At 61.7% G+C, this 19578-nt stretch carries 15 protein-coding genes; 7 read left to right on the plus strand and 8 right to left on the minus strand.

The genetic code is table 11. The features are described 5' to 3' along the window. The 6 genes from VFU66_RS06345 to VFU66_RS06370 form a co-directional block, all read left to right on the plus strand. Positions 1–234 (plus strand): hypothetical protein (locus VFU66_RS06345; protein WP_326445399.1); only part of this gene is annotated, 234 nt, incomplete at its 5' end. A gap of 39 nt (positions 235–273) precedes the next feature. Continuing rightward, positions 274–2199: an outer membrane beta-barrel protein gene (locus VFU66_RS06350; RefSeq protein ID WP_524536962.1), complete on the plus strand. Its 1926-nt coding sequence runs from the start codon at positions 274–276 to the stop codon at positions 2197–2199. A gap of 93 nt (positions 2200–2292) precedes the next feature. Next, the gene (locus VFU66_RS06355) at positions 2293–4617 is read left to right on the plus strand and encodes a DPP IV N-terminal domain-containing protein (RefSeq protein WP_326445401.1); all 2325 of its coding nucleotides are present in this window, start codon (positions 2293–2295) and stop codon (positions 4615–4617) included. Between the two features lie 60 nt (positions 4618–4677). Continuing rightward, a complete protein-coding gene (locus tag VFU66_RS06360) occupies positions 4678–5706 on the plus strand; it encodes a tetratricopeptide repeat protein (protein ID WP_326445402.1) in 1029 nt (342 codons plus the stop codon). Positions 5707–5895: 189 nt separating this feature from the next. Next, positions 5896–7842, plus strand: coding sequence for a glycoside hydrolase family 127 protein (locus VFU66_RS06365; RefSeq protein WP_326445403.1), 1947 nt, complete (start codon positions 5896–5898; stop codon positions 7840–7842). A gap of 81 nt (positions 7843–7923) precedes the next feature. Then, positions 7924–9408: an APC family permease gene (locus VFU66_RS06370; RefSeq protein WP_326445404.1), complete on the plus strand. Its 1485-nt coding sequence runs from the start codon at positions 7924–7926 to the stop codon at positions 9406–9408. Positions 9409–9873: 465 nt separating this feature from the next. On the opposite strand, the gene VFU66_RS06375 is transcribed toward VFU66_RS06370, so the two are convergent. The 4 genes from VFU66_RS06375 to VFU66_RS06390 all read right to left on the minus strand — a co-directional run bounded on the left by VFU66_RS06375 (position 9874) and on the right by VFU66_RS06390 (position 13814). Continuing rightward, on the minus strand, positions 9874–11160 hold the full coding sequence (locus VFU66_RS06375; RefSeq protein ID WP_326445405.1) for an FAD/NAD(P)-dependent oxidoreductase: 1287 nt from the start codon (positions 11158–11160) through the stop codon (positions 9874–9876). Next, positions 11157–11429, minus strand: coding sequence for a (2Fe-2S)-binding protein (locus VFU66_RS06380; RefSeq protein ID WP_326445406.1), 273 nt, complete (start codon positions 11427–11429; stop codon positions 11157–11159). Before VFU66_RS06380 ends, VFU66_RS06375 begins: the two co-directional genes overlap by 4 nt. Before the next feature lie 295 nt (positions 11430–11724). Beyond that, the gene (locus VFU66_RS06385) at positions 11725–12846 is read right to left on the minus strand and encodes an NAD(P)/FAD-dependent oxidoreductase (RefSeq protein WP_326445407.1); all 1122 of its coding nucleotides are present in this window, start codon (positions 12844–12846) and stop codon (positions 11725–11727) included. Continuing rightward, positions 12843–13814, minus strand: coding sequence for a 4-hydroxyproline epimerase (locus VFU66_RS06390; protein ID WP_326445408.1), 972 nt, complete (start codon positions 13812–13814; stop codon positions 12843–12845). Before VFU66_RS06390 ends, VFU66_RS06385 begins: the two co-directional genes overlap by 4 nt. Before the next feature lie 208 nt (positions 13815–14022). Here VFU66_RS06390 and VFU66_RS06395 point away from each other — a divergent pair, with 208 nt between their 5' ends. Further along, positions 14023–14730 carry a GntR family transcriptional regulator gene (locus VFU66_RS06395; RefSeq protein ID WP_326445409.1) on the plus strand — a complete coding sequence of 236 codons (708 nt, stop codon included), beginning with the start codon at positions 14023–14025 and terminating at the stop codon, positions 14728–14730. Positions 14731–15128: 398 nt separating this feature from the next. Here the strand turns inward: VFU66_RS06395 and VFU66_RS06400 are convergent, their stop codons facing one another. From VFU66_RS06400 to argG, 4 genes are read right to left on the minus strand one after another with little or no spacing between them, the layout of a single operon-like run. Further along, on the minus strand, positions 15129–15740 hold the full coding sequence (locus VFU66_RS06400; protein ID WP_326445410.1) for a GNAT family N-acetyltransferase: 612 nt from the start codon (positions 15738–15740) through the stop codon (positions 15129–15131). 12 nt (positions 15741–15752) lie between these two features. Then, positions 15753–17231: an argininosuccinate lyase gene (gene argH, locus VFU66_RS06405; protein WP_326445411.1), complete on the minus strand. Its 1479-nt coding sequence runs from the start codon at positions 17229–17231 to the stop codon at positions 15753–15755. A 1-nt stretch (position 17232) separates the two neighbouring features. Continuing rightward, positions 17233–18051, minus strand: a complete 819-nt coding sequence (locus tag VFU66_RS06410; protein WP_326445412.1) for a hypothetical protein — start codon at positions 18049–18051, stop codon at positions 17233–17235. A 50-nt stretch (positions 18052–18101) separates the two neighbouring features. Then, positions 18102–19445 carry an argininosuccinate synthase gene (argG, locus tag VFU66_RS06415; protein ID WP_326445413.1) on the minus strand — a complete coding sequence of 448 codons (1344 nt, stop codon included), beginning with the start codon at positions 19443–19445 and terminating at the stop codon, positions 18102–18104. Positions 19446–19578: the final 133 nt, after the last annotated feature.

Below are 19578 nucleotides of genomic sequence, written 5' to 3' on the forward strand. Positions count from 1 at the left end.
CACGCCATCAGCTTCGGCGTGTCGTGGTACCGCGAGCAGGACCACTACTGGAACCCTCCTGTGGGATACAACAACTTCGATCTTGGCCTTGCAGGCGGCGATCCTGCTCTCAATGCATTCACGACCACATCGATGCCCGGCGCTGACGATTCCGCCATCGCCGAAGCGGGCCAGCTCTATGCCGTCCTCGCGGGCAGGGTGTCGGACATCAACGGAACCTTCCCCTACAACTAGCAGACGAAGCAATTCGAGCACAAGATCGGCGCTTACAACCTGGACGAACTTGTCAGCTCGACAGGATTGTTTGCCGAGGACTCCTGGAAGGTGACGCCTTCTCTCACGTTGAATTACGGCCTGCGCTGGGACTTCGGCGTGCCGCAGCACGACCTGACCGGCGCGTATCACTCAGCCTCTCCGGGGGACATCTACGGGCCGTCAGGCAACGGCAATCTCTTTCAGCCCGGACATCTGCCCGGCAACATGAATCCGGTGCTTTCGACCAATCCACGGCCGTATCAGGCGTGGAGGCTTACGCCCCAGCCTGCTTTCGGATTTGCGTGGAATCCCAAGTTCACCGACGGATTTGCCAAATCACTGTTTGGCGATGGGACGGTCATTCGCGGCGGCTTCGCCCTGCGCCGCTTTACCGAGCCGGGTCAGTACTTCTGGAACAACGCGGCCGACTACGGTTCGTTCTACTTCCAGGACTTCTTCCTGAATGCCAACAATACAGGCGGGCCGGGAACGTTTGCGCCGGGTAGCCTGTCGCTGGGCCAACCGATTCCTCCACTCGGCTACGCTCCGGCGGAGTATCAGGAGACGGCTTCGCAGTCGGATTACACCTTTGTCGGCGGCCCCGGTGTCAATGGTCTGAATCCGAAGATTCAGCAGCCCTATAGCGAGTCGTGGAATTTGGGTATTCAACGCTCGCTTGGGGGATCTCGCGTGCTGGAGGTCCGGTATAACGGCAACCGCACCATTCACCAGTGGATCAACATCAACCCGAACGAAGTGAATATCTTCGAGAACGGCTTCCTGACGGAGTTCAAACAGGCGCAGGCCAATCTCGCAGCTTATATTGCTGCACACGGCTCGAACAGCCCATCGTTCGAGGGCACTCCGGGATCATTGCACATGATTTCGGCTGCGTTTGGCGGATCTGGTGCGAGCGACTTCACCAATGCGCAGTTCGTCCGCTATCTACAGACTGGCGCAGCTGGTTCGTTTGCCAGCGTGCTGAGCGGTATCAACGGCACTGTCCCTTACTTCTGCAATCTGGTTGGGCAGAGCTTCGGGCCTTGCAAGAACAACATCGGTTACACCGGAGCCGGTGCGGGCTATCCCATCAACGTCTTCCAGGCGAATCCGTTCGCTGCGGGGAACTCGACGGGCTACATGGTGGCCGCAGGCTACTCGAACTACAACGCTTTGCAGGTTGACCTGCGGCAGGGCGCGTGGAAGGGGCTGCAATTCGACGCGAACTATACCTGGAGCCACTCGCTCGGCACAGCCAGTCCGAACGACTGGACCGGCGCGTTGACCGTCTTCTCGCTGCGCGATCTGCATAAGGGATACGGGCCGAGCCTGTTCGATCTCCAGCAGGTGACGCACATCAACGGCACGTACGACCTGCCGATCGGCAAAGGAAAGCTGATTGGGAACAATACCGTTGTGGACAAGGTGTTCGGCGGCATCACCGTCGGAACGATTGTCACGTTCCAGACAGGCGCCCCGTTCCGGTTGACAGGTGGTTACAGGACGTTCAACGACTACGGCGATAACGGCCTCACGCTCCACGGTATCTCCTCGTCGGACCTCCAGAAAGCAGTTGGCGTATATCGCGTTCCCGGCAAGACCTACGCCAATCTGATCAACCCCAAGTACATTGCTACGGGGGGCAAGGCAAACTCCACGTACATTACTCCCAACACGACGCCCGGCACGATTGGCAACATCATCTGGCTGCACGCACCGCACGGCTTCTATCAGGACATGTCGGTCTCGAAGACAGTCCCAATTCATGAGGCGCTCCGGTTCCGTCTACAGGGTGAGTTCCTCAACGCATGGAACCATCCCGTCTTCGGCAGTCCCAGCGGGAGTATCCAGAGCACGGGCTTTGCGCATGGCGGAGTGATCAGCAACCAGGCCAACGGCACCTTTGGCCGCGTCATCGAACTCCGAGGCAACTTCGAGTTCTAACCAACATGCATCACTACCTCGCGCCGGACGCTGTCTTCCGACTCGTCCGGCGCGGTTGTTTTTGCCGGTTTTCCACAAAAAGAAGGAGATGGGATGTTGCGTAGAACGGGTCTCGTTGTTGCTTTGAGCGTGGGTGTGCTGGTCTCGGGAATCGCTTCAGCCGCGGTGACGCGCGCAGATTATGAACGCGCAGCGAAGCTAAATGAGAAGTATCGCGGGCTGGCGCTGAACATTGCCGACGGCGTTATGTGGATGGAAGGCAGCGACAGCTTCGTCTACAACAAGACTGTCGAGGGCGGGCACGAGTTTGTACTGGTGGATGCGACGACAGGCGTCAAACAGGCCCCGTTCGACCATGCGCGACTGGCCGAGGCGCTCAGCAAGGCCGACGGCGAGAGCTACAAGGCACAGACGTTGCCGTTTATGCGCTTTCGGTTTGCCGAGAAGCGCGCCGCGATTGAATTTCAGATCGGGATGGCGCGCTGGCGCTGCGACCTGACCGCCTATGCCTGCGCGAAAGCAGAGCGTCCGGGCGGACGCAACTTCGATGGTTTTGACGATGGCTTCCACACGAGCGCCGAGGACGTCAATGATCCGAGCCGTACAACGCCCTCGCCGGACAAAAAGTGGGTTGCGTATATCTACAACTACAACGTGTTTGTGCGCTCGGCGGATGGCAAGCAGACGATCGATTTGAGCACGGACGGCTCGGAGGGAAACTTCTATTCGCCGCGCACGCTGGTGTGGTCGCCGGACTCGACGCATCTGGTTGCGTATCGCATTCGTCCCGGCTACCACCGCGAGGTGCATTACATTGAGTCGTCGCCGGCCACGCAGTTGCAGCCGCTCTACATCTCCGTGCCTTACACCAAGCCGGGCGACGTGCTCGACCTACAGCAGCCGGTGATGTTTGATGTTGCGGCGAAGCGCCAGTTCGACATCGACAATCAGTTGTTTCCGAATCCGTTTGATCTCTCGCGGCCCGAGTGGTGGAAGGACAGCCGCGGCTTCACGTTCGAGTACAACCAGCGCGGGCACCAGGTTTATCGCGTGATTGAAGTAGACGCGAAGACGGGCGCGGCACGCAGCCTGGTCACGGAAGAGAGTGCGACCTTCGTTGACTATCGCCCGCTGGTGATGAACCAGCAGGACACGGGCAAGGAGTACCGCTATGACATCGCCGACGGCAAGGAGATGATCTGGGCCTCGGAGCGCGACGGGTGGGAGCACCTCTATCTGCTCAACGACAAGACGGGCAAGATCGAGAACCAGATCACGAAGGGCGAGTGGGTCGTTCGCGCTGTCAACTATGTCGATGAGCAGAAGCGGCAGATATGGTTCGAGGCGAGCGGCATGAATCCTGGCGAAGACCCGTACTTCGTCCACGGTTATCGCATCAACTTCGACGGCACGGGCCTGACGGCGTTGCCCGAAGCGCCGGGCAATCATCATCTGGAGTATTCGCCCGACGGAAAATACTACGTGGATACATGGTCCACCATCGATGAAGCTCCGACGATGGCGCTCTACCAGACCGACGGCAACAAGCAGCTTGCGGTGCTGGAGAAGGGCGACATCACGAAGCTGCTCGCGGCTGGCTGGCATGCGCCGGAGGTCTTTGTGGCCAAGGGACGCGACGGCAAGACGGACATCTGGGGCGTGATTTATAAGCCGGCGAACTTCGATCCGAACAAGAAGTATCCGGTGATTGAAGACATCTACGCGGGGCCACAGGGCTCGTTCGTGCCGAAGACGTTCAATACTCGCGCTGAACCTTTGACCGAACTGGGCTTTGTTGTCGTGAAGATTGACGGCATGGGCACGAACAACCGCTCGCGCGCGTTTCACAATGTCGCATGGCAGAACCTGAAGGACGCAGGTTTTCCGGACCGCATCCTGTGGCATCAGGCTGCGGCGAAAAAGTTTCCGTGGTACGACATCTCGAACGTCGGCATCTTCGGTACGTCGGCGGGTGGACAGAGCGCGATGGGCGCTCTGCTCTTTCATCCGGAGTTCTACAAGGTCGCCGTGTCGAACAGCGGTTGCCACGACAACCGCATGGACAAGATCTGGTGGAACGAGCAGTGGATGGGCTGGCCGATTGGCCCGCAGTACTCCGCGTCGTCGAATGTTGACAATGCTTACCGGCTGCAAGGTAAGCTGATGCTCGTCGTCGGAGAGATGGACCAGAACGTCGACCCGTCCTCGACGTTTCAGGTTGCCGACCGTCTAATTAAAGCGGGCAAGACCTTCGACCTGTTCTACGTTCCCGGCGGCGGTCACGGCGCGGGCGGTGCGTATGGACAACGCAAGCTCGAAGACTTCTTCGTCCACAATATCCTTGGGCAGGAGCCGCCGGACTGGAACGCTGGGCCGCCTGCACCGCCATCCGGCGCAGGGCGTCGCAACCGAGGTTAAAGCATGGTGCAGGGCCGCTATCGAAGCGCAGGAATTTGGATAGCGGTCCTGTTATGCGGCGTGCTGCTTGTGTATGCGCGAGGTCAGGCGCCTGAGTCTGGCGCGGCTGATACGGCGACGCCCTCTGCCAGTCAGCTTCAGCAGGGCATCGACCTGACGCGGCAGGGACGCTTCGCCGAAGCGATTCCGTATCTGACGAAGGCACACGAGAGCGCGCCAGAGGATTACGCGGCGGGGTTCAATCTTGCGCTCTGCTACTACGGCACGGGCCAGTTCAAGCAAGCGATCCGCGCGCTCGCCGGCCTTCGCGCAGAGGGACACAACACGGCTGCGGTGAACAATCTGCTCGCGCAGTCTTATGCGGGCGATGGGCAATCCGACGCTGCTTATAAAGCACTGGAAGACGCCGCGCACGATACGCCGAAGGACGAGAAGCTCTACGCCTACGTCGCCGATGCCTGCACCGATCACTACGACTACAAACTGGGCCTCCGCGTCGTCGATCTCGGCTTGCGGAATATGCCTGACTCGGCGCGGCTGCACTACGAGCGGGCCGTCTTTCTCGCGCGGCTCGACCGGCTCGATGAGGCGAAGCCGGAGTTTGCCGCTGCCGCCAAACTTGCTCCCGGCAGCGACATCGGCTATCTGGCGCTGGTGCAGGAGCGACTTTATGAAGATCGATTGGCTGATGCGCTGGCGGTTGCGCAAGAGGGCATCAAGGCCGGACACCGCGATTACCAGATGCTCTCGCTGCTCGGCACTGTTCTGATGCACGCAGGGGCCGCGCCGGGACAGCCGCAGTTCGCGGAGGCACGTGAGGCGCTTGAGGCTTCGGTGGCCGCGCAGCCTGCCTACTCGACCTCGCAGATTGCGCTTGGCAAACTCTATTTAATGGAGGGCCGTGCGAAGGACGCGGTGGTTCATCTTGAGATTGGCCGGAGGCTGGAGCCGCGCAATCCTGCCGTCTATACGAGCCTGGCCAGTGCCTACCGGCAAACGGGGGAACGCGACAAATCTCGGGAGTGTCTTCAGGCGCTCTCGCGGCTGCTGTCAGAGAACTCGGCGAAGTCGAGTGCGTCTAACCCTTAGATGTGAAGTTTCTATCGAGGTGGAGCTGGACGCGGGGCGACGCCAAACGCAGATTCCCTTCGGGAATGGCGACAAAAGGGGTGTTAAAGAAGAAATGAACTGAAAATGTATACAATGATGCATCCGTTGGGTTACATTGTCTTGGACGAGTAAACGTTATATCGTCACCGTCAAAAGCAGCATAAGGAGATGGCAATCATGGAGTTCGATCAGGTTTCGCGCAGGCGGTTTCTCTCGACGGCAGCCGGAGCGGCCGCTGCTTTGGCAATGGCGCGCAAGGGCGTTGCGTTCGGACAGGATGCTGTGCTCGACATTCCGCGCAGCAACAATCATGTGGGGTACGAAAAAGTTCTCTGGAAGGTCGAGCCGTTTCCGATGACGCAGGTACAACTGCGCGAAGGGCTGCTCAAAAACGCGATGGATATCAACGGGAAGTATCTTGCCTCGCTGCCGAACGACCGCCTGCTGCACATGTTTCGCGTTACGGCAGGACTGCCTTCGACGGCGGAGCCGCTGGGCGGATGGGAGGCCCCGGACTGCGAGCTGCGCGGACACTTCGCGGGCGGGCATTATCTCTCGGGCTGCGCGCTGATGTATGCGAGCACAAAGGACGAGGCGCTACGCGCGAAGGCGAACGACCTGGTGACAGAGCTGATTAAGTGTCAGAAGGAGAATGGCTATCTCGGCGCATATCCGGAGAACTTTTACGACCGGCTGAAGGCGCATGAGCGTGTGTGGGCGCCCTTCTACACGTATCACAAGATCATGGCCGGAATGCTGGATATGTACGTCCACTGCGGCAACGAGCAGGCGCTGGCCTCGTGCGAGCGCATGGCCGACTGGGCCGATGCGTGGTCGGCTCCCATTCCTGAGGATGATTTCCAGCGCGTCCTGCGGGTCGAGTTCGGCGGCATGTCTGAGGTCTCGTACAACCTATACGCCGTGACGGGTAAGGAAAAGTACATGACGCTGGGCAAGCGGTTCAGCAAGAAGGCATTCTTCGATCCGCTGGCCGCACGTGAAGATCACCTCGCTGGCCTGCACGCGAATACGCATATTCCGCAGGCCATCAGCGCGGCGCGTGGTTACGAGCTGACTGCTGAAGACCGCGACCACACCATCGCGGACTACTTCTTCCACGAGGTGGTTGCACAGCATACGTATGCAACCGGAGGCACCAGCGACGGCGAAGGCTGGCAGGCTGCGGGACAGCTCTCGCAGCACCTTGGGCCCGCTGCCGAGGAGTGCTGCTGTAGCTACAACATGATGAAGCTGGGGCGTCACGTCTATGGCTGGACGATTGATCCGCGCGTGATGGACTACTACGAGCGGCTGCTCTTCAACGTGCGGCTGGGCACGCAGGATAAGGACGGCATGTTGATGTACTACGTGCCGCTGAGGCCCGGCGCGTGGAAGACGTTCGGCACGCCGACGGATGCGTTCTGGTGCTGCACGGGCACGGGCGTCGAGGAGTATGCCAAGACGAACGACTCGATCTATTTCCATGACAAGCGTGATCTGTATGTGAACCTCTTTATCGGCTCCGAGGTGAAGTGGCCGGAGAAGAAGCTCAGTGTGATTCAGGACACGAACTTCCCTGAGGAAGAGGGCACGACGCTGACCGTGCAGGCGGAGCGTCCGACGTCGATGACCATGCATGTACGCATTCCTTACTGGGCAACCGAGGGCGTCGTCATCAAGGTGAACGGGAAGGTCGAGAAGGTGAAGGCTACTCCGTCGAGCTACGTGGCGCTGAAGCGCAGGTGGAAGCAGGGGGACAAGGTTGAGGTCGCGTTGCCGATGCATCTGCACACCGCGCCGACGCCGGACGACGGCTCCGTTCAGGCTCCGATGTACGGGCCGCTGGTGCTGGCCGCGAAGCTGGGTAACGACGGGCTGACTCACAACATGATCTACGGGCCGAACGCGCCGCGCATGAGACGTGAGGCTCCGATTGCTATGCCTGAGGCTGTTGCCGAGGACGTTCACCAGGCGAAGTGGGTTGAGCCGGTTGCGGGCGAGAAGCTGAAGTTCCGCACGGTTGGGCAGGCGAAGGAGACGGAGCTGATTCCGCTGTATCAGTTGATGGATGAGCGGTACTCGGTTTACTGGAAGGTGAACCCGAAGACCGTGTAGAGTCTCTGGTGGTGTTCAAGCGGGCGATTCCGTTCGTGCGGAGTCGCCCGCTCAATTCGATATTTTGTGAGGGTGGACGGGATGCCGGCAGAGGTGGCGGAGGCGACGACCGAGGAGGGTTTCAAGCGGGGGCTTGGGCTGTTCGACTCGGTGATGGTGGTGGTGGGGATTATGGTGGGGTCGGGCATCTTCATCGTTTCGGCGGAGATGTCGCGGCAGATTGGCAGCTCGGGCTGGCTGCTGGTGGCGTGGGCGATTACGGGCGTGCTGACGGTGGCGGGCGCGCTCTCGTATGGCGAGCTGGCGGCGATGCTGCCTCATGCGGGCGGAATGTATGTCTATCTGCGGGAGGCGTTCTCGCCGCTGTGGGGATTTTTGTATGGGTGGACGCTGTGGACGGTGATTCAGACCGGCTCGATCGCGGCGGTGGCGATTGCGTTTGCGCGGTTCTCGGGGGTGCTGTTTCCTTCGGTCTCGGAGACGAACTATCTGGTGGCTCCGCATGATCTGGGCGGACACTATGCCTTCTCGCTTTCGACGGCGCAGTTGCTGGCGATTGTGGTGATTGTGTTTCTGACTGCGGCGAATGCGCTGGGGTTGAAGTACGGCAAGATCATTCAGAATGTGTTTACGGTGGCGAAGCTGGGCGGGCTGGGTGCGCTGATCGTGCTGGGGCTGACGGTGTGCGCGAACCACGCGGCGATCTCTGCGAACTTTGCGCATCCGTGGGCGGTGCGTGGAGCGGCTCCGCTGGCGGCTGGGCTGAGCGCGACGACGGCGTTCGGGTTGTTTATTGCGGTATGCATCTCGCAGACCGGGTCGCTGTTCTCGGCTGACTCGTGGCATGACATCACGTTCGTTGCGGCGGAGGTGAAGAATCCGCATCGCAATCTGCCGCTGGCGCTTTTGATCGGTACGGTGACGGTGATTGTGCTGTATCTGTTCTGCAATGTGGGCTACCTGGCGAGCCTACCGCTCTCGTCGATTCAGGCTGCGCCGAGCGACCGCGTGGGCACGGCGGTGTTGCAGACGATCTTTCCTCATCTGGGGCCGGCGCTGATGGCGGCGGCAATTATGGTTTCGACCTTCGGGACGGTGAATGCGCTGACGCTGGCGGGTGCGCGGGCTTGCTATGCGATTGCGCAGGACCGGCTGTTCTTTCCTTCGGCCGGGCGACTGAACCGGGCCGGAGTCCCGGCGTGGGGTTTGGCGATTCAGGGGCTATGGGCGGCGCTGCTGGTGCTGCCTCGGACGATCAATCCGCTGACTCATGCTTACGGGAATCTTTACAGCAATCTGCTGGACTATGTGATCTCGGCTGCGCTGTTCTTTTACATCCTGACCATCGCGGGGCTGTTCCGGCTGAGACGGACGCGACCGGACGCTCACCGTCCGTACCGGGCGTGGGGGTATCCGTGGCTGCCGGGTTTGTATATCGCGGGCGCGTCGGTGATTCTGGTGGCGTTGTTTGCTTACCGGGCTGGGACGACCTGGCCGGGGGTGATTATTGTCGCGGCCGGGGTGCCGGTGTATTTTGTGCTGCGGCGGGCGCTGCGGGCGGGGTAGTACCCCCCTCCCCCTATTAAGTACTCAAAATCCATGTTCTAAAGGGGTTAGGTCCGGACCTCCCCGTATCTGCGGAGCTGTGCCTGGGGCGCGCCTTTGGCGCTTTTTGGGGGCTTGATTGGGGAGCGGGATTTTTTCTTGCCATGTTGTTTGGATTTCCCCCTACTTCTATTTTACGGATCAATGAAAACTAAACCGCCAGGTTGGTGTGGGGAATATCTGGTTTGCGATGTGGTGGTTGGGAGGGAGTTTAGAGGATTGGGGGCTTGACATGTTTTTGTTTGTGCCTGCGAGCGAGGAGAAAAGCGGAATGCGGGGATCTCTCCGCTGCGGCGGCAAAAGCGCCGCCTTCGGTCGAGATGACGTGATGTGGTGGCGAGGTGGAAGAGAACAACGGATTCCTTCCCCTTCCCCTTCGCGCAGGGTGGGGAAGGGAAATGCAAGATGCGTGGAAGGTGAGTGGGGTTAGCGGGAGACTTCGGTGGAGGTGAGGCTGGAGACGAGGGTGGGGAGCATGGGAGGGCGGACGGAGCTCGGGTTCCAGTCGAGCAGGAAGCTGGTGGCCGCGCCGCAGATGCGTCCCTGGCAGGGGCCCATGCCGCAGCGGGTGTGGAGCTTGGCGGCGCGCCAGGTGGGATGCGGGCGCAGTACGCCGAGGGTGACGTCTTCGCAGCGGCAGACGATGGTGTTGTCCTGCGGGATGGATTTGAGTTCGGGGCGGAGGCTGAAGGCGCGGGCGAGACGTGCGGCGAAGCGCGAGGCTGCGCGTTTGCGCGGGACGAGATGCTGTGCTTTTAAGGTGCGTCCGGCGGCGGTGAGGCCGGCGATCTCGCCTTCGAGGAGCGACGCTTCGAGGCCGGCGATGCCGGTGGGTTCTCCGGCGCAGAAGATGCCGGGGATGGAGGTGTGCTGGAGGTCATCGACGGCGACGAAGTCAGCGTCGAAGCCGTCTTCGATGCGGCAGCCTAGCATGGCGGGGAGTTCGATGTTGGGAACGAGGTGGAAGCCCACCGCGAGATAGTCGCAGGGGATTTCTTTGGCCCTTCCTTTGAGGGAGAGGACGACGGAGGTGACGCGGTCTGTGCCGTGTGCGCGAAGCGGCCAACTGCCGGTGTGGAATGGCACGCCGAGGGTTGCGGCTTTGTAGCGGAGGCCTTGCACGAGTTTGGATGGGCTGGTTGCGAGCGATGCGGTGAAGGCAGCCAGGCTGGAGAGTGGCGCTTGTTCGGCGATGGCGACGACGTTAGCCCCGGCGGCGTGGAGCGTGTGTGCAACGGCAAGCAGGAGCGGGCCGCTGCCGGCGATGACGACTCGTTTGCCGCGAATGGGCAGGCCGGATTTGACCATGGCCTGGAGTGCGCCGACGCCCATAATGTTGGGCAGCGTCCAGCCGGGGAAGGGAAGGAATCGTTCGCGCGCGCCGGTGGCGAGGATGATGCGGTCGGCGGAGAAGTCTGCGGCGCGGCCTTCGCGTTCGGCGCGGAGGGTCATGGGTTCGGGCTGGTCGAAGACGGACCAGCCTTGCAGGCGTGTGACGGAGGCGGCGGCGAGGCGATTGCGCCAGTGTGCGGCGTTGCCGCCGTGCGTGACGTCCGGGCCGGGTTGGTTGCGTTCGGCGCGCCAGATCTGGCCGCCGGGTTCGGGGTTGTCGTCGATGAGGGCGACGCGGCTGCCTGCTTCAGCGGCCGAGACGGCAGCGGCGATGCCTGCGGGGCCTGCTCCGACGACGAGAATGGGGAAGTGCTCGGTCATTGGGTCACGATGTCCATGCCCGGTTCGCAGACGACCTGACAGGTGCGGCGGTGGGCGATGCCGTTGATGGTGGCGCGGCACTCGAAGCAGATGCCCATGGCGCAGAGTGGGCCGCGCGGCTCGCCCGTGATGGAGGTGCGGCAGGTGCGGCCTGCGATAGCGATGGCGACTGCGACGGTCGATCCGGGTTCGACGGTGATGGGTTGGCCGTCGAGAGTGAGGTGGATGGGTTGTGTTGCAGTCGATGTTGGAGAGGAGTGTTGGTTCACAGAAATTCCCTCAGCGGGTTAACAAGATGCGGAAAGAGTGCCTCGGGCAGGGTTTGCAGAAAGGCCAGTTACTAAATTCCCTTGAAGTTGCTGGGATTTTCGCGGGGCTAAAGCCGTGCTCTGCCACCGAAAGGCGAAATACGGGGGTCTCTCCACTGCGGCGGCAAAGAGCGCCGCCTTCGGTCGAGATGGCGTGGTGTCAGGAGTGACGTTGGACCCCACCTTAGGCGCGATGAAGCTGCGTCGAAGATGGGGCACCCGGACGTCCTTCGGTCGAGATGACGTGAGTCTGGTGTTAGACATGAGCGGCTCCGACGGCGAGGCGCGAGGGGAGGTAGGGCTCGGGCGCGATGGGGGACGGGCGCTGGAGCAGGTGGTCTGTAAGCAGGCGCGCGGTGGCGAGCGAGGTGGTGATGCCGAGGCCCTCGTGTCCGGTGGCGAGGAAGACGGTGGGGTCTTCGGTGGGGCCGATGAGCGGGAGCTTGTCGGGTGTGGCAGCGCGGAAGCCAGACCAGATGCGCAAGGCCGAAAGTTTGGAGATGGCGGGCATGTAGAGTGCGGCGCGTTCGAGCATGTCGGCGACGATGCCGCGATCGACCTCGTTGTCCTCGGCGTCGAACTGGCGCGAGGAGCCGATGAGGATCTGGCCGGTGAGGCGCGGCTGCACGTTGAAGGCGATGGAGTCCGCTGTGGTGGAGTGCGCGCTTTTGAGATAGCCGAGTTCGACGAGCTGGTGGTTGAGAAAGTTGGGGTAGCGGTCGGTGATGACGAGGTGCCCTTTGCGCTTTTTGACGGAGATGCCGGGAGTGAGATCGGGCGAGACTGCGCCGGCGGCGTTGACGATGATGTCTGCGTGGAGTCTGGTTCCGTCTTCGAGGCGGACTTCGCCGTGCGCGGCAGAGAGGCAGCGTCCGTAGACGAGGCGGGCGTTGTGGCGGCAGGCCTGGTCCATGAAGAACGCGGCGGCGGCGGGTGGGTAGAGCACGGCGTCGGCGGGCACGCGGAGTCCGCCGGCGAGGGCGGGGCGGAGGTTGGGCTCGGCTTCGCGGAGTTCGTCGGGGTTGATGGCTTCGGCGTCGACTCCGGCGGCGGCGTAGCAGGCGAGCTTGCGATGGACCTCGGCCATTTCGTCGGCGTCGGCTGCGACCCAGATGGTGCCGCACTGGCTGTACTCGACGCTGGGGGGAAGCTCGGGGGCGAGCTGGTTCCAGAGGGAGCGGGAGTAGGTGGTGAGGGCAAGCTGCGCGGGGGAGTCGTCCATGACGACGATGTGGCCCATGCCGGCTGCTGTGGCTCCGCTGCCTGGGGTGTCCTGCTCGATGACGGTGACAGACATGCCGGCGCGGGCGCACTCGAGGGCCGTTGCCGCGCCTACGATGCCGCAGCCGAGGATGACGACATCGGCTGCGGAGTTCATGTGGCTATCCCCATGCAGAAGGGGTCGGCGGGGTCGAGCAGCAGCGTGGCCTCGGCGGTGATGTGGGCCGTGCCGGTGATGCTGGGGACGATGGTGCCGTTGCTGCTTCCGTTGCTTCCGTTCAGGCGGAAGCTGCCTTCGAAGACCGAGCCCAGGATGCCGCGCTGACGCCAGATGGCTCCGGGGGCGAGCTTGCCTTCGGCGTAGAGGCAGGCGAGCTTGGCGCTGGTACCGGTGCCGCAGGGAGAGCGGTCGTAGGCCTTGCCGGGGCAGAGGACGAAGTTGGTGCTCTCGTGCGTGGCGTCGCCGGGAGAGAAGAGTTCGATGTGGTCGATGGGTGCGCCGTCGGCCCCGGTGATGTTCTGGGCGGCGAGTGCGTCGAGGATGGCGGAGGTGTAGCTGGTGAGTGCGGCAGCGTTGGGAAGCGAGAGGTCCTGGCTGTGGTCTTCGACGAGATAGAACCAGTTGCCGCCCCAGGCGATGTCTCCGGTGATGGAGCCGTGGCCGGGGATGTTGACTGGAACGTTCGCGGCGTGGCGGTAGCTGGGGACGTTCTCGACGGTAACGGCTCCGGAGGCGTGGAGCGTGGTGGTGACGATGCCTACCGGGGTTTCGATGCGATGGGTGCCGGGAGAGATTTTGCCGAGATGTGCGAGCGAGACGATGAGGCCGATGGTGCCGTGTCCGCACATGCCGAGGTAGCCGACGTTGTTGAAGAAGATGACGCCGGCGTCGCAGGTGGGGTCGGAGGGCTCCTGGAGCAGAGCGCCAACGAGGACATCGGAGCCGCGGGGCTCGTTGACGACGGCGGTGCGGAAGGAGTCGTAGTCGCGCTGGAGGCTGCGGAGGCGGTCGGAGAGGGGTCCGGTGCCGAGGTCTGGGCCGCCGGAGAGGACGAGGCGGGTGGGCTCACCGGCGGTGTGGGAGTCGAGGACGTGGATGCGGCGAATTGACTCGTTTATAGGCATTTACAATGTAGACAATCTTGAATACATAGACTATAGCACAGGTCTGCACCAGCGATTGTACGCTTGAATTTACAGAATGCATCCAATCTTGTACTAAAAATCGGTTAGTCTAAAGCCGTGCGTCGGCGATGTGTTTTCGACCGGGCGTGCGGACCTTAAAGAACTGGCGGGTTTGACGATGCCAACGGCTTCACCTTCGGCAAAGAGAGTGAGACGCTCGAATAAAGCGGAGCATGGGACGAGTCTGCGGACGGCGTTTCAAGGGATTCGGGAACTGATTGTGCATGGGAAGCTGTCGCCGGGGACGTGGATTGTCGAAGGCGACCTGGCCAAGCATCTGGGCATGAGCCGGACGCCGGTGCGCGGGGCGCTGCACTGGCTGCAGCGCGAGGGCTATGTCCACGAGCATAAGAACGTGAGCAAGTCACGGATGTTTGTCGCTCCGCTGACGAAGGATGATGCGAATGAGCTGTATGCGATCATCGGGCGGATTGAGGGCATGGCCGGGCGGCAGACGGCTGCTCTGCCGAAGGCTGAGCGAGCGGCGATTGTGGAACAGTTGGAGGCGATCAATCGGGAGTTGACGACGATCTCGGGAACGAAGTCGTCGGGTGCGGGCGGGATCTTCGACCTGGACCGCAGCTTTCACCGGCTGATTGTGAGCGCGGGCGCGGGGCCCAGGCTCGCGGCGCTGCATGGCGCGATTGAGCCGCAGACGGAACGCTACTGGCGGTTGTATGCCAGCTCGATTATTGACGATCTGCATTTATCGACCGACGAGCATGAGGAGATTATTCGCGGGATTGCCGAGGGCGATGCCGATCGCGTGGAGCTCGGGCTGCGGGCGAACTGGGAGAACGGTTCGCTGAGGCTGGCGCGGGTGATTGATCTGTTCGGCGAGCGGGGGAGCTGGTAGGCGCTGACGGTGGGGCGCCCGGGCGTTCGTGGCGGATGAAGCAACAGCGGATTCCTTCGCTACGCTACGGAATGGAAATGTACAGCCGGGCAGATGGAGTGTGTTTATTCCTACCCGGATTTGTGCTGCTGCGGCAAAATGCGGGGGTCTCTCCACTCCGCTGCGCGTTGCGCCGCTCCGGTCGAGATGACGTGGGTTGTGGGGGGAGAACAGCAGATTCCTTCGCTGCGCGTTGCGCCGCTCCGGTCGAGACGACGTGGGTTTGGGGAACGTGCAAACGCCGTGCAGATGTGAGCAAAATGCGGGGGGCTTCCCATTCGACTTCGCTCAGGGCAGGCTACTGCGCTCAGAATGCGAACATAAGTTCGCTAACAGGGTCAAAATGAAAATGACGGCAGTTAGCGGTCGGAGGAGATGACGCCGGTCTGGAGCTTGACCAGTTCAGGTTCGGCGATCTTGCTGGGGCCGAGGACTGCTATTTTGGGGAGCGGGCCGCGTACCATGGCGACTTCGTCGCAGGCGTAGAGGCGCGGGCAGTTCTGGCAGTCTTTGTAGATCTTGTCGGGCAGGGTGGTGCGGTCGACGACGCGGAAGCCGAAGTGGAAGAAGAAGTCGGGGATGCGGGTGAAGAGGCAGACAGCGGTGACGCTTTGCTCTTCGGCTTCGGCAAGCAGCGCGCGGAGCAGTTTGCCGCCTGCGCCCTGGCCTTTGGCTTCGGGCTTGACGACGATGGAGCGGACTTCGGCGAGGTGCGGGCCGTAGAGGTGGAGCGCACCGCAGCCGAGGAAGACTCCGCTTTCGGATTCGGCTACGGTGAAGTCGCGGACGTTTTCGCAGATCTCGGCGTAGGTGCGGCGCAGCAGGGTGCCGTCGCCGGAGAGCGAGTTGACGAGGTCGAAGATGTTGACTGCATCGGGCAGCTTCGCCTGCCGCACGGTGGCTCCGCCTACGCGGGGACGCGACGAGGACGTTGATTCACTGACCGGCTGCAATGGACTAAAGACCGACATCGTTCGTTCTGCTTACCTTTCCACCACGTTTCCTGCCAGACGCTTGCGGGCTTCGGCGAGTGCCTGCCTGACCCGGTGCCGCGCCGTGCCGCCGGCGACATCGTGGCAATCCAGCGTTGCTTCTAGGGTAATTGATTCGTAGAAGTCTTCGCCAAACTCGGGACCGAACTGGTTAAGTTCGGCGAGCGTGAGTTCGTTAAGCTCGCGGTTGCTTTCGAGGCCGAAGCGAACGGCGTTGCCTATCTTTTCGTGTGCTTTGCGGAAGGGAACGCCTTTGTGCGTGAGGTACGTGGCCGCGGCCATTGCGTTGAGATAGCCGGTGGTGGCGGCGGTCTTCATGCCTGCGGAGCGGAATTTGAGCGCGTGTGTGAAGTTGGGCAGCACGCTGAGCAGGCCGGTGAGCGTGTCGGCGATATCGAAGATTTGCTCCTGGCCCTCCTGGAGGTCTTTGTTGTAGGCGAGCGGGAGGCCTTTGACGAGCGTGGAGAGCGCGGTGGATGCGCCGAGGAGACGTGCGGATTTGCCGCGGGCAAGCTCGGTGAGGTCGGGGTTTTTCTTCTGCGGCATCGCGGAGCTGCCGGTGGAGAAGGCTTCGGGGAGTTCGACGAAGTTGAATTCGGCGGTGGCGTACAACGTGATCTCTTCGGCGAAGCGCGAGATGTGCAGGCCGAGTGTGCTGGCTGCCTGTGCGAAGTCGAGCATGAAGTCGCGGTCGCTGGTTGCGTCGATGGAGTTCGGCGTGGGCGCGGTGAAGTCGAGGGCGCGTGCGGCGATGGTGCGGTCGAGCGCGAGGGTCGCTCCGGCGATGGCTCCCGAGCCGAGTGGGCAGAAGTTCATGCGGGCGCGGGCGTCGGCGAAGCGCGAGAGGTCGCGCTCGATCATGCTGACGTAGGCGAGGAGCCAGTGCGCGATCAGGACGGGCTCGGCGCGCTGGAGGTGGGTGTAGCCGGGCATGACGGCTTCGGCGTTGGCTTCGGCGAGCGTGAGGAGAGCTTCGGCCCAGCTTTCAAGGCCGCGGAGGCAGTGGTCTATAGCCTCGCGCACGAAGAGGCGCATGTCGGTGGCGATCTGCTCGTTGCGGCTGCGGCCGGTGTGGAGCTTGAGGGCGAGCGCGCCGATCTCTTTGGTGAGTTCGAGCTCGACGTAGTGGTGGATGTCCTCGGCCTGCGGTGCGCTGGCGATGATGGCTGCGGCGATCTGGGCGTTCGAGGTCTCGTAGTCTACCTGGCCGGAGGTGACGGAGATGCGGTGCGCCCAGTTGGTGGGGCGTTGGGCGACGGCGTCGAGGCCGTCGAGCATGCGGGTGAGCTCGTCGGGCGTGAGGATGCCGGCGGCGGCGATGGTCTGCGCGTGGGCCTTACTCGCGGCGACCTCCTGCGGGAGTAAGCGCCAGTCGAAGGGGAAGCTGCGCTGCCACTGCTCGAAGGTGCGGTCGAGTGGCTCGCGGAAACGTCCGGACCACATTTTGGCGGGTTGTTGTTGGTTCGACATTTCAACCTTCTCCATCGCAGCTAATTTCCTGTGTGCTCTGACCAACGTTACTAGCTTCTGGAATCAGTCCTCGTTGGAATGCTTCTTCCCGCAAGGCTGTTAGCGAGGGCGAGGACAACGCTTCGAGAATCTTTGCAGCTGGCACTACAAGTGAAATACCCATATTCAAACCCGCACTATGACGCGTTGTCCCGGGCGCATCCCAATGTCCGGAGAGCAAACCAAGAAGGTGAAATCCAGCGGGAGCTGAAAAGGGGCGGGGTTTTCCTTCTGTATTGACGCCTTGAACGCTGACCGTATCCCGTACGAAGACCGGAGAGCCACTTAGGCCACCAAGGGATCTGCTTTCCGTTAGGTAAGCTTCCATACTGCCGAACTCGGGATGATGTACCCTCCCGTCTGGCATCATCGCTATAACGCCAGTTCTCACTATCGGAGTGAAGCGTAGGACTCCCGTAAACGGGGTAAACAGGCCTATGGTGAATACGTCATCTCCGCATCCGATCTCATATTCTTCACTTCGGGCGGAAGTAAGGAAGAGATTTGTCGAAATATCTTGATAGTCGTACTCATTAAGTCGAAGTGATGCCATGGGCAGAATTGCAACATCCACAGTTTCATCAGGATGGAAAAACCATGGTACTCGGTCACCATTGCTCATCCACAGAGGAAGGCCATCTTTCCCGTTGAAGGCAATTACCGCTTCACCCCTCTGCAATCTGATTGCAACATGCTTCGCCGTTACTAGATGTAAGCATCCGTTATGTTCATCATGAGGAACCGAAACCACGAACGCACTTGCCCTGTAGTCGAGATTCACCTGGTCTCGGCTAATGAAGCCAACACACTTCAATAATCGGTCTGGGATTCTCATTGTTTCTGTTCGTTGTTGCTGTTGAGGTGTGGCATCTCGGAGCCTTTGCTTAGGTTGATGAGACCTGACTTTGCGTAGGTCTGGAGCTTGGCGCGGGTGTCGGTGATGTCTAGGTTGCGCATGGTGAGCTGGCCGATGCGGTCTCGTGGGGAGAAGGTGGATTCGGTCTTCTCCATCGAGAGGCGCTCGGGGGCGAAGGTCAGGTTCGGGCTTTCGGTGTTGAGGATTGAGTAGTCGTTGCCGCGGCGCAGCTCGAGCGTGACCGTGCCGGTGACGGGCTTGGCGACCCAGCGCTGCGCGGCTTCGCGGAGCATGATGGCTTGCGGGTCGAACCAGCGGCCTTGATAAAGGAGGCGGCCGAGCTTGCGGCCGTTTTCGCGGTACTGCTCGATGGTGTCCTCGTTGTGGATGCCGGTGATGAGGCGCTCGTAGGCGATGAAGAGCAGCGCGAGGCCGGGGGCTTCGTAGATGCCGCGCGACTTGGCTTCGATGATGCGGTTCTCGATCTGGTCGCTCATGCCGAGGCCGTGGCGGCCGCCGATGCGGTTGGCTTCGAGGAGAAGCTCGACCGGGTCGGGGAAGTCCTTGCCGTTGAGCGCGACGGGGAAGCCTTCTTCGAAGCGGATGGTGATCTCTTCGGGCTTGATGGCGGCGTCTTCGCGCCAGAAGGCTGTGCCCATGATGGGGGCGACGATCTTCATGCTGGTGGAAAGATGCTCGAGGTCTTTGGCTTCGTGTGTTGCGCCGAGGAGGTTGGAGTCGGTGGAGTACGCTTTCTCAGCGGACATCTTGTAGGCGAAGCCGGAGCGCTGCATGAAGGCAGACATCTCGGCGCGGCCGCCGAGTTCGTCGATGAAGGCGGCGTCGAGCCAGGGCTTGTAGACCTTGAGGTCCGGGTTGACGAGCAGACCGTAGCGGTAGAATCGCTCGATGTCGTTGCCCTTGAAGGTGGAGCCGTCGCCCCAGACGTTGACGTCGTCTTCCTTCATGGCGGTGACGAGCATGGTGCCGGTGACGGCGCGGCCGATGGGTGTGGTGTTGAAGTAGGTGACTCCCGCGGTGGTGATGTGGAACGCTCCGGCCTGGAGTGCGGCGATGCCTTCGCGGACGAGCGGGCCGCGGCAGTCGATGAGGCGGGCTTTTTCGGCCCCGTACTCGATGGCTTTGCGCGGGATGGCGTCGTAGTCGGCTTCGTCGGGCTGGCCGAGGTTGGCGGTGTAGGCGTAGGGGATTGCGCCCTTTTGCTTCATCCAGTGAAGCGCGGCGCTGGTGTCGAGGCCGCCGGAGAAGGCGATGCCGACTTTTTGGCCGACGGGCAGGGTTTCGAGAATGACGGACATAGTGAATTTCCTTATTGCAGAAAACGCAGATTCCCTTCGGGAATGACAACAGAAAAAAGAGGAATGACAACAAGAAGGTGACGATTAGCTGTTGGTGCGTTTGCGGGTCTGGGTGCTGCGGCTGCGGTTGTTG

This window comes from Edaphobacter sp., assembly GCF_035763405.1.
In the GTDB taxonomy this organism is placed as follows: domain Bacteria; phylum Acidobacteriota; class Terriglobia; order Terriglobales; family Acidobacteriaceae; genus Edaphobacter.